This is a genomic window from Curtobacterium sp. NPDC089689 (genome assembly GCF_044749145.1).
Lineage (GTDB): Bacteria > Actinomycetota > Actinomycetes > Actinomycetales > Microbacteriaceae > Curtobacterium.
This window is the reverse complement of sequence record NZ_JBIVHJ010000004.1, coordinates 54,775-67,686: the sequence shown is the minus strand read 5'-3', so window position 1 is coordinate 67,686 and position 12,912 is coordinate 54,775. Positions and strand designations below refer to the sequence as shown.

General features: G+C 70.6%; 12 protein-coding genes. 9 read left to right on the top strand and 3 right to left on the bottom strand.

Annotated elements, in window-relative coordinates:
- Nucleotides 1-53: 53 nt before the first annotated feature.
- From ACIPYW_RS15140 to nadE, 3 genes are all read left to right on the top strand, one after another.
- Nucleotides 54-2,138 (top strand): choice-of-anchor G family protein, encoded by a 2,085-nt coding sequence (locus ACIPYW_RS15140; RefSeq protein ID WP_400414951.1) that lies wholly within the window; start codon nucleotides 54-56, stop codon nucleotides 2,136-2,138.
- Between the two features lie 184 nt (nucleotides 2,139-2,322).
- Nucleotides 2,323-2,493, top strand: coding sequence for a hypothetical protein (locus ACIPYW_RS15135; protein ID WP_400414949.1), 171 nt, complete (start codon nucleotides 2,323-2,325; stop codon nucleotides 2,491-2,493).
- Nucleotides 2,494-2,518: 25 nt separating this feature from the next.
- A complete protein-coding gene (gene nadE, locus ACIPYW_RS15130; RefSeq protein ID WP_400414947.1) occupies nucleotides 2,519-3,355 on the top strand; it encodes an ammonia-dependent NAD(+) synthetase in 837 nt (278 codons plus the stop codon).
- A gap of 58 nt (nucleotides 3,356-3,413) precedes the next feature.
- Here the strand turns inward: nadE and ACIPYW_RS15125 are convergent, their stop codons facing one another.
- The gene (locus ACIPYW_RS15125) at nucleotides 3,414-4,058 is read right to left on the bottom strand and encodes a TetR/AcrR family transcriptional regulator (RefSeq protein WP_400414945.1); all 645 of its coding nucleotides are present in this window, start codon (nucleotides 4,056-4,058) and stop codon (nucleotides 3,414-3,416) included.
- A gap of 150 nt (nucleotides 4,059-4,208) precedes the next feature.
- On the opposite strand from ACIPYW_RS15125, the gene ACIPYW_RS15120 reads away from it, so the two are divergent.
- The 6 genes from ACIPYW_RS15120 to ACIPYW_RS15095 all read left to right on the top strand — a co-directional run bounded on the left by ACIPYW_RS15120 (nucleotide 4,209) and on the right by ACIPYW_RS15095 (nucleotide 11,402).
- Nucleotides 4,209-5,891 (top strand): ABC transporter substrate-binding protein, encoded by a 1,683-nt coding sequence (locus ACIPYW_RS15120; RefSeq protein WP_400414944.1) that lies wholly within the window; start codon nucleotides 4,209-4,211, stop codon nucleotides 5,889-5,891.
- Nucleotides 5,892-5,967: 76 nt separating this feature from the next.
- Nucleotides 5,968-6,792 carry an ABC transporter ATP-binding protein gene (locus ACIPYW_RS15115; RefSeq protein ID WP_400414941.1) on the top strand — a complete coding sequence of 275 codons (825 nt, stop codon included), beginning with the start codon at nucleotides 5,968-5,970 and terminating at the stop codon, nucleotides 6,790-6,792.
- Nucleotides 6,789-7,631, top strand: coding sequence for an ABC transporter ATP-binding protein (locus tag ACIPYW_RS15110; protein WP_400414939.1), 843 nt, complete (start codon nucleotides 6,789-6,791; stop codon nucleotides 7,629-7,631). Before ACIPYW_RS15115 ends, ACIPYW_RS15110 begins: the two co-directional genes overlap by 4 nt.
- Nucleotides 7,628-8,713, top strand: coding sequence for an ABC transporter permease (locus tag ACIPYW_RS15105; RefSeq protein WP_400414937.1), 1,086 nt, complete (start codon nucleotides 7,628-7,630; stop codon nucleotides 8,711-8,713). Before ACIPYW_RS15110 ends, ACIPYW_RS15105 begins: the two co-directional genes overlap by 4 nt.
- Nucleotides 8,714-8,715: 2 nt before the next feature.
- On the top strand, nucleotides 8,716-9,783 hold the full coding sequence (locus ACIPYW_RS15100; protein WP_400414935.1) for an ABC transporter permease: 1,068 nt from the start codon (nucleotides 8,716-8,718) through the stop codon (nucleotides 9,781-9,783).
- A gap of 164 nt (nucleotides 9,784-9,947) precedes the next feature.
- Nucleotides 9,948-11,402: an SPFH domain-containing protein gene (locus tag ACIPYW_RS15095; protein ID WP_400414933.1), complete on the top strand. Its 1,455-nt coding sequence runs from the start codon at nucleotides 9,948-9,950 to the stop codon at nucleotides 11,400-11,402.
- 24 nt (nucleotides 11,403-11,426) lie between these two features.
- On the opposite strand, the gene ACIPYW_RS15090 is transcribed toward ACIPYW_RS15095, so the two are convergent.
- Together ACIPYW_RS15090 and ACIPYW_RS15085 are read right to left on the bottom strand one after the other, a co-directional pair.
- Complete coding sequence (locus tag ACIPYW_RS15090) at nucleotides 11,427-11,828, bottom strand: hypothetical protein (RefSeq protein WP_400414931.1); 402 nt, start codon at nucleotides 11,826-11,828, stop codon at nucleotides 11,427-11,429.
- A gap of 57 nt (nucleotides 11,829-11,885) precedes the next feature.
- Nucleotides 11,886-12,830 (bottom strand): phosphotransferase, encoded by a 945-nt coding sequence (locus tag ACIPYW_RS15085; protein WP_400414929.1) that lies wholly within the window; start codon nucleotides 12,828-12,830, stop codon nucleotides 11,886-11,888.
- Nucleotides 12,831-12,912: the final 82 nt, after the last annotated feature.

The following is a 12,912-nucleotide window of genomic DNA, read 5'->3' as shown; positions in this document are numbered from 1 at the left end:
AACCACCCGGGGATGGATCAGCGGCGGAGGGATCCGCCGGAGGAAGAGGCACAATGCCATCCACAGCAACACGCTTCGCGCTGCGCGCGGGCGCCACGGCCACGGTGGCCGCGGTCATCATCGGCGGTGCGGCGCTCCCCGCGAACGCGGCCGCCACCGACGTCACCCAGGCCGAGGGCCGCCTGCTCGCGGGCAGCGGCACCGTCGACCTCGACACGATCGCGGCGCTCGCCGGGTCGTACGGTGCGACCGCTCCCGGCGGCGCCGCCGACGGCGGGTCGAACCCGCTCGACCTCGACGTCCTCAACACCATCGGCGTGAACGCGCCGAACGGCATCCCGCTCCTCGGGGCCAACGGGCTCGTGGACGTCGGTGTCGTCGGGCAGTACTCCTCGACGTCGACGACCGGAGCCGTCGCTGCGGCCGGAGCGGTGTCGGGCAACGGGGCGATCCAGGTCGGCGCTCCCGGCAGCGACGGCGCGAGGGTCGACCTGACGCCGCTGCTCGACGGACTCGACCTCGACGGGCTGATCGAGGAGGCGTCCGTCGACCTCGGGGCGCTCTCCGCGCGGGCCGAGGCGACCCGCACCTTCGAGGGTGCCGACGTCAGCACCGACTACCAGGTGGCCAGCGCGGACGTGTCCGTCGTGAGCCCGGCGGTCGCCGACCTCACCGAGGCCCTCTCCACGACCCTCGACACCGCGAGTGGCACCGTGAACACCGCCCTCGGGGCCGGTGGCCTCACGACCGCCCTCACCGGCGCCGTCACCGACGACCTCACCGACGCGCTGAGTGCCGTTCCCGGCATCACGGTCGGCGACACCACTGCGACGGTCACCGCGAACGTCGATCTCGCACAGGCCGTGTCGTCGGTCACCGAAGCCCCGATCACGTCAGGGGCGGTCACGATCGACCTGTCGACCGGCACGATCACGATCGACCTCGACGACCTGTACACGCTCAACGAGCAGCAGCCGAACACCCGGCTGCTCGCGAGCGCGATCATCAACGAGCAGATCGAGGCGGACATCGCCGACATCCTCACTACGGAGGTGCCGGCACTGATCAGCTCGGCCGTCGAGGACGCCCTCGACGCAGCCACGGTCACCGTCGCCCTCGCGACGGACGCCACGGTGCTCGGCGCTGACGCCGGTCTCGACATCACGTTCGACGCATCGCTCGGCGCGTTGCGCGACGGCTCGTCGGCCGGGATCGAGGCAGACGTCGTGGGCACCGGAGCCCTCGTTGTCGCGAACGTCCCGGGGCTCGGAGATGCACTCGACGGCATCGTCGAGACGCTGCTCCTGCCGGTCGTGCCCACCGCGGTCGGCGGCGTCCTGACCGAGGAGTTCCTCGCCGGTGCGCTGACCGGCGTGGTCGACACGCTCGAAGACGTCGTCACGGCGCTCGACCCGCTGCTCGGCGCGCTCAACCAGCTCGTCGCGATCACGGTCAACTCGCAGACCGCCCCGGCGTTCAGCGACCCGGACGGTGACGCCACCGGTGCCACCACGGTCCGTGCCGTCCGCATCGAGCTGCTCCCCGCGGCCGACGCGGCGACGGTCGACATCGCGACCGCGACCGTGCAGGCCGACGCCTTCGCCGGCATCGCCATCACTGACCCGGAGGACGGCACCGAGGTCACCGTCCCGACCGAGGGCGACACGACCGACGTGCCGGTCAGCGGCACCGCGGAGCCCGGCTCGGACGTCGACGTGACGCTCGACGGCGACGAGGACGGCACGCAGTCCACGGTCACCGACGAGGACGGCACCTGGACCGTGACGTTCCCGGACGTCGCCGTCGGTGACCACGAGGCCGTCGCGGTCGAGACCATCGGCACGCTCGTGAGCGACCCGGACTCGGTCACCTTCGCGGTGGCCGCGGCTCCGGTCGACCCGACCGACCCGACCGACCCGACCGACCCGACCGACCCGACCGACCCGGGCGCCCCCGGCACGCCGGGCGGCCCGGGCGGTGACGGCCCCGGCGCCGGCGTCGGCCCGGGTGCCGGCAGTGGTGGCGGCTCGCTCGCCTACACCGGCGCCGAGCTCCTGCCGATCATGCTGATCGCCGGTCTGCTCCTCGCCGCCGGTGGCGGCACGCTCCTCGCTCGTCGCCTCCGCCGCACGGCGTAGACGACACGCGACCCGCGCGGGTGCCGGTCAGGGTAGCCGGCACCCGCGCACTCCCGGGAGGTGGCGCGTTCGGGTCGCGGCCTCCCACGCCGGTGCGGTGGTGATCGGGTCACCACCGCACCGGCGTCACCATCGGCGGGCACCCTCCCTGCCGCACGACGCCGTCCCACCGATGAGGAGCACCGTGCACGACCACGACACCCACCCGCTCGACCGCCACGTCGGGCCGCCCCACGTGGAACGTTTCCGGCTGACCCACGCGCCGTCCGAGACCCTGTCGGTCGTCTGCACGTGTGCGATCGGTGCCGACCACGACAACACCATCCGTCCCGACCAGGCGACACCTGTCCGCTGAGGCCCGCACGGGGGATACTGGCTCCGTGCGTGAACTCCAAGCCCAGATCGCGGCGGACCTCGACGTCCAGCCGACCATCGACCCGCAGCAGGAGATCGACCGTCGGGTCGGGTTCCTGCGTGACTACCTGCTGACCACCGGCGCGAAGGGCTACCTCCTCGCGATCAGCGGCGGACAGGACTCCACCCTCGCCGGCAAGCTCTCGCAGCTCGCCGTCGAGTCGCTCCGGTCCGAGGGCCACGACGTCACCTTCACGACCGTGCGCATGCCGTACCGCGTGCAGGCCGACGAGGACGATGCGCAGCTCGCCCTTCGGTTCATCGGCGCCGAGCCCGGCATCACGGTCAACATCGAGCACGGTGTCGACGGGGTCGTCCAGGACACCCTGGCCTCCGGCGTCGAGCTGAGCGACTTCGTCAAGGGCAACGTGAAGGCCCGGATGCGCATGGTCGCCCAGTACGCCGTCGCCGGGCAGCGCGGGCTCCTCGTCGTGGGGACCGACCACGCGGCCGAGGCCGTGACCGGATTCTTCACGAAGTACGGCGACGGTGGCGTGGACCTCACCCCGCTGACCGGCCTGACGAAGAGCCAGGGGCGCCAGCTCCTCGAGTTCCTCGGAGCCCCGGCCCGCCTGTACGAGAAGGCACCGACCGCGGACCTGCTCGACGACCTGCCCGGACAGACCGACGAGGCGAACCTCGGGCTCACCTACGCCGAGATCGACGCGTACCTGCAGGGGCACGACGTGCCGGACGAGGTCGCGGAGGCGATCGAGTCGCGCTACCGCGCGACCGCGCACAAGCGCGCCGTCCCGGCGACCCCCTTCGACGACTGGTGGCGGGCGACCGTCGACGCGCGGTAGACGCGTCCATCTGACGGACGGGAGGCACGGTGCGGGCCCGCACCGTGCCTCCAGTCCGTCATCCAGCCGTGTGGGACGCGACCGACGGACCGGGTCGCAGCACCTCGTTCACGATCGCCTGGATGGCGAACTCGCTCGCCGCGGCGAGGTCAACCGCCGCCGGCTCGAGGAGCCACTGCAGCTGCAGTCCGTCCATGACCGCCAGGATCGCCGCTGCGGCGTGGTCGACCGCGACGGGGTCCGTCACCCCCTCGTCCGCGCAGAGCTCCCGGAACGCGCCTTCGACGTCGGCCCGCAGGGTGCGGTACCGGTGCTCGAAGTAGTCGCGGGCCGGGTGGCCGTCCGTCACGGACTCCGCGGACAGCACCGTGAACACCTGGACGATCCCGGCGCGCTGGCTGTTCCGGAGAGCCGTCCCGGCGAGGTGCATGAAGAGGCCGGGGCCTCCCGGCATCTGCTGGTCGTCGAGGTGCGCGACGTCGTCCCGGTCGCGGAACCGGAGCACCTCGAGCAGCAGGTTCTGCTTCGATCCGAAGTGGTGGAGCACGCCGGCGTGGGTCATGCCCACCTGCTCGGCGATGTCCGCGAGCGTGCCGTTGGTCGAGCCCTTCGCTCCGAACGTCTCCGCTGCCGCGCGCAGGATGTCGCGGCGCTTCCGCTCGGTCTCGGGCCGCGCGCCGGTGCTGTTCGCAGCTGTCGTCATGGCGCCACTCTCTCGCTCGGTGCCTGGGACGGGAGCGTAACACCGGTGTGAATCGTTACTTGCTTTCTGGTCAGTAAGCAGGTTAGGTTCGGCCGCAGTCGCCTGGGAGGCCAGGCCGCGGAAACAACGTCGTTCCCGGAGGAAGAAGCAATGAAGCTGACCAAACACCTGATCACGGCCACGGCCGTCGTGGCGCTCGGCGCCCTGGCGCTCACCGGCTGTGCGAGCAATGGACAGGGCGGCGGGTCCGGCGGCTCGGCCGGCTCGTCCCTGACGATCGCGAAGCCCGACGGGTCAGCCGTCCTCGCCACGCAGATCAACAACCCCTTCATCAGCACCGGCTCGGGGATGTCGCTCGGGTACGACCGGATGATCTTCGAGCCGCTCGCCATGGTGAACCCGGTCGGGAAGAACGAGACCACCCCGTGGCTCGCCTCGAAGGTCGAGTGGAACAAGGCCTACACGCAGCTCACGGTGACCCCGCGTTCCGGCGTGAAGTGGAGCGACGGCAAGCCCTTCACGGCCGACGACATCGTCTACACGTACAACCTCATCAAGGACAACCCCGCCCTCGACCTCGCCGGCATGAAGCTCACGAGCGTCGAGAAGGAGGGCGGGAACGTCGTCCTCGAGTTCGGCGAGTCGAAGTTCGTCAAGCAGGGCGACGTCCTCCAGGTGAGCATCGTCCCCGAGCACGTCTGGAAGGACATCGAGGACCCGACGAAGGACGCCGTCAAGGACGCCGTCGGGACCGGTCCCTACACGATCTCGACGTTCTCGTCGCAGGGCGTCGTGCTCAAGGCCCGCTCGGACTACTGGGGCGGCAAGGTGCCCGTCGCGCAGCTCAAGTACCTCGAGTACAACGACAACACCGGTCTCCTCCGCGGTCTGCAGAACGGCGAGACCGACTGGGCGCAGATCTTCATCACCGACTTCCAGAAGAACTACGTCGACAAGGACCCGAAGCACAACGTCTTCTGGGGAGCAAACATCCTCAGCCCGGACATGATCACGGTGAACACCACGAAGGCGCCGTTCGACAACGTCGCGTTCCGCAAGGCCGTCAACATGGTCGTCGACCGCAAGGCCCACGCCGAGAAGGCCCGCAGCAACGCCGGACCCGAGCTCAAGAACGTCACGGGCATCCCGCAGCCGACCGGTGACCAGTACATCGCGGACCAGTACAAGGACAAGGAGTTCTCGATCGACGTCGAGGGCGCCAAGAAGGTGCTGACCGACGCCGGGTACACCTGGAAGAGCGGCGCGCTGACGGACCCGTCGGGCAAGGCCGTGTCCTTCACCCTGCAGAACCCGCAGGGCTGGAACGACTACGTCACCGGCATCCAGCTCATCGCGACGCAGGTGAAGAAGACCCTCGGTGCCGACGTCAAGGTGTCCACGCCCGACGCCGACACCTGGACCTCGAACATCGCGACCGGCAACTTCGACGCCGCGTTGCACTGGACGGGCTCCGGGTCGAACCCCTGGCACATCTACGACGACACGATGAACGGCTCGTACCTCGAGCAGGAGCACGGCGGCCAGGTCGCCGACAACTTCGGCCGGTACGACAACCCCGAGGCGACCAAGCTGCTCAAGGAGTACGCCAACGCCACCGACGACGCGACGCGCACGAAGCTGCTCGACCAGATCCAGACGATCTTCGTCGACGAGGTGCCCGCCATCCCGATCGGGACGCACCCGCAGCTCGGTGAGTACAACACCCGCGAGTTCACGGGCTGGCCGAGCGAGGACGACCCCTACGCGACGGCCGACCCGACGACACCGCAGGCCGTGCAGGTGCTCATGAACCTGAAGCCCGTCGAGAAGTAGTCCATCCGAAGAACCCGGGGCGGCGCCGAGGCAGCGGCGCCGCCCCGCCTCCGGCGAACGAGAAAGCGACCAGAGCATGTCAGGAACACTCCTGTCCGTGCGCGACTTCTCCGTCGTGTACGACGTGGACCCACCGGTCCGGGCCGTCAAGAACGTCGACCTCGAGATCGGCAGGGGCGAGATCGTCGGCCTCGCCGGCGAGAGCGGCTGCGGCAAGACGACGCTGGCGTACGGCGTCCAGCGACTCCTCCGTTCACCGGCGGTCATCACGAGCGGCTCCGTCACGTTCCACGACGCGGACGGCACGGACGTCGACCTCAACGCCCTCGACGCGGAAGCCATGCGCCGGTTCCGCTGGGACAAGATCTCGATGGTGTTCCAGGGCGCGATGAACGCCCTCAACCCGGTCGCCACGATCGGCTCGCAGCTCGAGGACGTCTTCGAGGTGCACCGACCAGACCTGAGCCGGGCCGAGCGGCGCCGTGCCGTCGTCGAACTGCTCGAGATCGTCAAGGTCGGGGGAGCCCGCCGGCGCTCCTACCCGCACGAGCTCTCCGGCGGCATGCGGCAGCGGGTGATGATCGCGATGGCGCTCGCCCTCCGACCGCAGCTCATGGTGATGGACGAACCGACGACCGCGCTCGACGTGCTCGTGCAGCGCGAGATCCTCAAGCAGATCTCGCAGCTCCGGCACGAGTTCGGCTTCTCGGTCGTGTTCATCACCCACGACCTGCCGCTCCTGCTCGAGATCAGCGACCGCATCGCGATCATGCGCGAGGGCGAGATCGTCGAGCTGGCGAACGCCGAGCGGATCTGGAACGACCCGCAGCACCCCTACACCCAGCGACTCCTCGCGTCGTTCCCGCGCCTCACCGGCGAGAAAGGGGTGGTCGCGCGATGACGACCCTCGAGTTCCGCACCGTCACCAAGACCTACAACGTCCGAGGGTCCGGCCAGCTCCGTGCTCTGGACGCGGTGAGCTTCACCCTGTCGTCGGGACAGACGCTCGGCCTCGTCGGACAGTCCGGCAGCGGCAAGTCCACGATCGCCAAGATCCTGACCCAGCTCGAACGACCGACGAGCGGCACCGTGCTCCTCGACGGCAAGCCCGTCCCGACCTTCGGGAAGGGCCTCCGGAAGTACCGGCAGCAGCTGCGGATGGTGTTCCAGGACCCGTTCGCCTCGCTGAACCCGTACCACTCCATCCGACACCACGTGGAGCGCCCGCTCCGGCTCGACCACGTCGTCCCGTCCCGGGACGTCGACGCCGAGGTCCGGCGGCTGCTCGAGCGGGTCCGGCTCGACGCGGACGCCGTGATCGACCGTCGTCCGCACGAGCTCTCCGGCGGTCAACGGCAGCGCGTCGCGATCGCCCGCGCGTTGGCGTCCCGGCCGTCGCTCCTCGTCGCCGACGAACCCGTGTCCATGCTCGACGTGTCGATCCGGCTCGGTGTGCTCGGCCTGCTCGCGGAACTCCAGCGCGAGGAGGGCCTCGGCGTCCTCTACATCACGCACGACCTGGCGACCGCACGACACTTCAGCGACGAGATCATGGTGCTCAACCAGGGCCGGGTCGTCGAGCAGGGGCCCGCCGACGACGTGATCCTGAACCCGCAGGACCCCTACACGCGGGAGCTCCGCGCCGCATCACCCGACCCCGAGCTCCACTTCCGGACGCTCGCGGAGCAGCGGCCGACGGACGGCTCGCTGGCAGCACAGAACGCAGGAGGTGCGCGGTGAGCGCCCAGGTCCAGACGCCGGCTGATCCGGCACCGGTCGACCCGACCCTCGTCGGCACCACCGCGGCCGCGGCCGACGGGCAGGGACGGCGCGTGCCGTGGCGGTTCATCGGCGGGCGCGTGCTGTTCTACCTGTTCACGCTGTGGGCGGCGATCACGCTGAACTTCTTCCTCCCGCGCATGCTCAAGGGCGACGCGGTGCAGGCGTTCATGGCCAGGAGCCAGGGGCAGATCACCCCGGATGCCGAGAAGGCGCTCCGTGCGCTGTTCGGCCTCGACAAGACCGTGCCGCTGTGGCAGCAGTACGTGGACTACTGGGACATGCTCCTGCACGGCAACCTCGGCATCTCGATCTCGACCGGGCTCGCCCCGGTCGGCGAGGCCATCGCCTCCGCGCTGCCGTGGACCCTCGGCCTGGTCGGTGTCGCGACGATCATCTCGTTCCTCACCGGCACCGCCGTCGGCGCGGTCATCGGGTGGCGCCGAGGCAGTCGACTCGACGCGCTCGTCCCGGTGACGACGTTCCTCGGGACCGTGCCGTACTTCTGGCTCGGCCTGATCTTCATCGCGGTGTTCTCGACCGCGCTCGGGTGGTTCCCCGCCGGGCACGCCTACGAGATCGGGGTGGAACCCGGCTGGAACGGCCCGTTCATCAGCGAGGTCGTGTCGCACGCGGTCCTGCCCGTCGTCACGATCGTCATCGTCTCGCTCGGCGGGTGGGTCCTCGGGATGCGCAACATGATGCTGACCGTGCTCGACGAGGACTACATCACCGTCGCGCAGGCGAAGGGCATGCCGAACCGTCGCGTCCTCTGGAAGTACGCCGCGCGGAACGCCGTCCTCCCGCAGATCCAGAGCTTCGCCCTCGCGATCGGCTTCATCGTCGGCGGGACGCTCGTCATGGAGATGGTGTTCTCCTACCCCGGCATCGGCCTGCTGCTCCTCAACGCCACGAACGCCAAGGACTATGCGCTCATGCAGGGGATCTTCCTCGTGCTCGTGCTGGCCGTCCTCGTCGCGAACGTCGTCGCCGACGTCGCGTACGCCATCCTCGATCCCCGCACCCGCCAGACGGAGTCCTGACCATGACCACCGAGAAGACGCCGATCCTGATCAACCCCGTCGGTGCCGGTGCCCCGGAGACCGCGGCGGTCGTCACCGACGAGCCCTCCGGACGCACCGCGCGCGGAGGTGACCGCACCTTCTGGTCGCAGCTCCGTGCCTCCATGGCGATGTTCAGCAACCCGAAGTCCGCCACGGGCCTCGTCATCCTCGGGGTGTTCGCGATCGTCGCGGTGTCCGCACCGCTCATCGCGCCGGACGACCCGAACGCACAGAACCTCGACGCGACGCTCCAGCCCCCGTCGTTCCAGCACCTGCTCGGGACGACGCACATCGGGCAGGACGTGTTCAGCCAGCTCGTCTACGGCACGCGTGGCGTGCTCGTCGTGGGCTTCCTCGCGACCATCATGGCGACCGTCGTCGCGATCGCGGTCGGCGTCACCGCGGGCTACCTCCGCGGGTGGAAGAGCGAGTCGCTGTCGGCACTGTCCAACGTGTTCCTCGTGATCCCGGGCCTGCCGCTCATGATCATCGTCGCGTCGCAGTTCCAGGACCCGCCGCTCTGGGTCGTCGCCGCCGTGCTCGGCTTCACCGGGTGGGCGTGGGGTGCCCGCGTGCTCCGCGCCCAGACGATGTCGCTCCGCAACCGGGACTTCATCCAGGCCGCGAGGGCGAACGGCGAACCGCTGCACCGCATCATCCTCGTCGAGATGCTGCCGAACCTCATGGCGATCATCGCGTCGAGCTTCGTCGGGACGATGACCGCGGCCGTCCTCGGTCTGACGACACTCGCGTTCATCGGGGTCATCCCGGTGTCGAACCTCAACTGGGGCACGATCCTGTTCTGGGCGCAGCAGAACAACGCGTTCCCGGACTACTGGTGGTGGTACGTCCCCGCCGGCCTCTGCATCGCGCTGCTCGGCGTGGCGCTGTCGCTCATCAACTTCGGCATCGACGAGTACGTCAACCCACGGCTCCGCTCGGCGGGCGAGCGTGCGCGCGCGATGAAGAAGAAGGGGATGAACCCGACGGCCGCGGTCACGCAGGTCCGCACCGGGTCGGGCGCCCCGGACGGTGCGGGGGGATCGTGACGTCAGCGCGCTGACGCGACGCCGGCCGGGAGGCGCGGTGCAGGTCCGTCCTGCACCGCGCCTCCCGTCCGTCGATGCGGCCCGGTAGGGTGGGGCGAACAGAACAACACATGCGGAATCCCGGTTCGGCGCCCGCCGGACGGCGGCTTCCGTGAGGGGGAGACATGGAAGTCCTGTTCGCACTCGGCGCCGTCCCGCTGGTCATCGTGGGCGTGATCGTCCTCGCGGTGATCGTGCTCGTCTACGCCAAGCTCGTCTACCGCAACGCCGGTGCGGACGAGGCGCTCATCATCACCGGCAAGCGGTCGCGCAAGGTGAAGAACGCCGACGGCACCGAGACCGTCGAGTCCGGCATCAAGGTCGTCCTCGGCGCCGGCGTGCTCGTCCGCCCGTTCTTCGAGCGGGTCGCGAAGCTGTCGCTGAGCTCGCGGGCGATCGACATCAACGTCAACGCGCAGGACTCCCGCGGCGTCACGATCGACGTCGAGGCGGTGGCGCTCGTCAAGGTGGGCGAGGCGGACGCCTCCATCCGTGCCGCGGCGCAGCGCTTCCTCGGCCAGGAGAAGAAGATCGACGACTTCGCGCGCGAGGTCCTGTCGGGTTCGCTCCGCGCCTCGATCGGCGCGACCGATGTGTCGACGATCATCCGCAACCGCGACCAGCTGACGGTCGCGGTCCTCGACGTCGCGAAGGACGCCCTGCACAGCCAGGGCCTCGACGTCGACTCGTTCGAGATCAAGGGCATCTCGGACCGCAACGAGTACATCAGCGACCTCGGTCGTGCCGAGCGCGCCCGTGTCCGGCTCGAGGCCGAGAACGCTGAGGCGCAGGCCGACCGCGAAGCCCGTGAGGCCCGTGCCCGCGCGGACCAGGCGATCGCCGAGGCCGAGAACGCCCTCGCGATCCGCCGAGCCGCCCTCCAGCTCGACTCCGATCGGGCCTCGGCCGAAGCCGCTGCGGCGGGACCGCTCGCGCACGCCCGCGCCGCCCAGGGCGTCGTGGAGCAGGAGCAGCTGACGGCGCAGAAGCGAGCCGAGCTCCGTCGCGCCGAGCTCGAGTCCGAGGTCACCGCCGTGGCCGAGGCGAACGCCCGCAAGACCCGGCTCGAGGCCGAAGCCGCCGCCGGTGCCCAGGTCGAGACGGCCCGCGCACAGGCCGAGGCCCGCCGCATCTCCGCCGAGGCCGTCGCCGCGGAGGCCCAGGCGGAGTCCGAGGCCCGCAAGCTCGCCGCCGACGCCTCGCGCGCCGAGGGCGAGGCAGCGGCCGACGCGATCCGGGCCAAGGGTCAGGCCGAGGCCGACGCGACCAAGGCGCAGGCCGACGCGCTCGCGCAGCACTCCGAAGCGGTGCTCCGCGTCAAGGCGATCGAGACGCTCCCCAGCATCGCGCGCGAGCTCGCCGCGCCGATGGGCAACATCGACAAGCTGACGGTGGTGTCGTCGGACGGCGCCGGCTCACTCTCGAAGAGCGTCGTGAGCCAGTTCAGCGAGGTCGACGCACTCCTCGGGACGACCGCCGGCTTCACGCTGAGCGACATCGTGAAGAGCACGACGACGGGTCAGGCCGCAGCGCGCGCTGTGGCACGCGAGCAGGAGCCCGCGGCCGCCGACGCCGACTGAGGGCCGACGACGGGTGTGGCGGGGTCAGTCCTCGCCGCGCCCGTCCTCACGGCGCCCGTCATCGTCGGAGCGGTCGTGCTGTCGGCCGGCGTCCTCGCGCTCCTGCGACAGCCGCTGCTGCCACACGACGCTGCGCGCGGCGCCCTCGAGGACGTCGTCGACGCTCCGCTCCGTCTGCGCGGCCAGTGCGCCGCTCAGCCCGGCGGTCAGGGTGCCGCCCGCCGAGGCAAGGCGTTCGACGATCTCCTCCTGCCGGTCGGTCAGGGGTTCGTCGACCAGGTCGTCGACGGTGTCGCGGATGTTCTGCTCGCTCGCGTCGAGTGATGCGTCGTCTCCCGCGTGCAGTGCGGCGGCCTCGCCGACGACGACGAGCCCGAGGCGCGCGGCGTCGTCCTCGGGACGGTGGTGTGCGTGCTCTTCGGTCATGGCGTGGACGGTACGCTCCGCGTTCCGCCGACCCTGGACGCGGGCGTCCCCCTCGGGTCAGCGCGGGGTCGCGGCCCGGCGGCGGAGCACCCAGCGTGCGGCGGCGACGCCCTCGCTCCGCTGGAAGTCGCGGATCGTCGGCATCGCGGGCGGCGCCGGCTGCGCCGCCTTCTCGAGGAACAGCCCTGCGAGCGCCGCGAGCACGGCATCGACCGTCGAACCGTCCAGCCCGGCGAAGACGGGGTGCGCGGTCAGGTACTGGTCGACGTCGTCGTCCTCACCGCGGACCAGGGTGTCGAGGAGGTAGGTGAGCGGGTCGAGCCAGTGCGCCCCGACGGACGCCCAGGGCCAGTCGACGACCCACACCAGGCCGTCCGCGTCCACCAGGAGGTTGTCGGCCCGGCAGTCGGCGTGCACGAGGTGGTCGCCGTCGACGAGCCGGTCGGCACCGCGCGCCGTCGCCGCGAGGAGGTCCGCCGCGGCGGCGACGTCCTCCGGGACCTCCGGGGCCAGCCCGGTGACGAGCATCCGGTCCCATGCGGCGAACTCGTCGCGGAGGTCGTCGGCGATGCGGGGGAGACCCGTCAGCGTCCCGGAGGCGAGCGGCAGCGTGTCGAGGGCGTCGAGGACGGCGGCGGTGTCCGCACCGAGGCCGTCGCCACCCGGGTGTCGGCCGTCGACGTCGTCGAGCACGAGCGCGACCCAGTCGTCGCCGTCGTGCACCTCGTCGAACGCGGCGATCAACCGCGGTGCCTGCACCTCGGGTGGGATCGCCGCCATCACCCGCGCCTCGCGGCGGTGCATGTCGGCGCTGTCGCCGTTGCGGGACCGGGCGACGCTCTTCACGAAGGCGCGGTGGCCGTCCGCCGTGACGACGCGGTCGGCGCTCCCGGGCGACCACCCCGAGGGTTGCGACACCGCGTGGACGACCGGACTGCCGAGGGCCGCCTCGATCCGTGCCCGCAGCGTCGTCGGTACTCCGGTCCAGCTCGTCCGCCCCATCCGGCCACGCTACCTGAGAAGCCGTTCACCAAAGGTGCACGATGGCAAACATGCATTGCAAGCAACGATGCTGCTGATGTAA

Excerpts from the sequence above, each read along its gene's own strand:
- ACIPYW_RS15125 (WP_400414945.1), bottom strand. The coding sequence starts at position 4,058 with ATGACGACAGCTGCGAACAGCACCGGCGCGCGGCCCGAGACCGAGCGG.
- ACIPYW_RS15110 (WP_400414939.1), top strand. The coding sequence starts at position 6,789 with ATGACGACCCTCGAGTTCCGCACCGTCACCAAGACCTACAACGTCCGA.
- ACIPYW_RS15140 (WP_400414951.1), top strand. The coding sequence starts at position 54 with ATGCCATCCACAGCAACACGCTTCGCGCTGCGCGCGGGCGCCACGGCC.
- ACIPYW_RS15115 (WP_400414941.1), top strand. The coding sequence starts at position 5,968 with ATGTCAGGAACACTCCTGTCCGTGCGCGACTTCTCCGTCGTGTACGAC.
- ACIPYW_RS15085 (WP_400414929.1), bottom strand. The coding sequence starts at position 12,830 with ATGGGGCGGACGAGCTGGACCGGAGTACCGACGACGCTGCGGGCACGG.
- ACIPYW_RS15090 (WP_400414931.1), bottom strand. The coding sequence starts at position 11,828 with ATGACCGAAGAGCACGCACACCACCGTCCCGAGGACGACGCCGCGCGC.
- ACIPYW_RS15095 (WP_400414933.1), top strand. The coding sequence starts at position 9,948 with ATGGAAGTCCTGTTCGCACTCGGCGCCGTCCCGCTGGTCATCGTGGGC.
- ACIPYW_RS15120 (WP_400414944.1), top strand. The coding sequence starts at position 4,209 with ATGAAGCTGACCAAACACCTGATCACGGCCACGGCCGTCGTGGCGCTC.
- ACIPYW_RS15100 (WP_400414935.1), top strand. The coding sequence starts at position 8,716 with ATGACCACCGAGAAGACGCCGATCCTGATCAACCCCGTCGGTGCCGGT.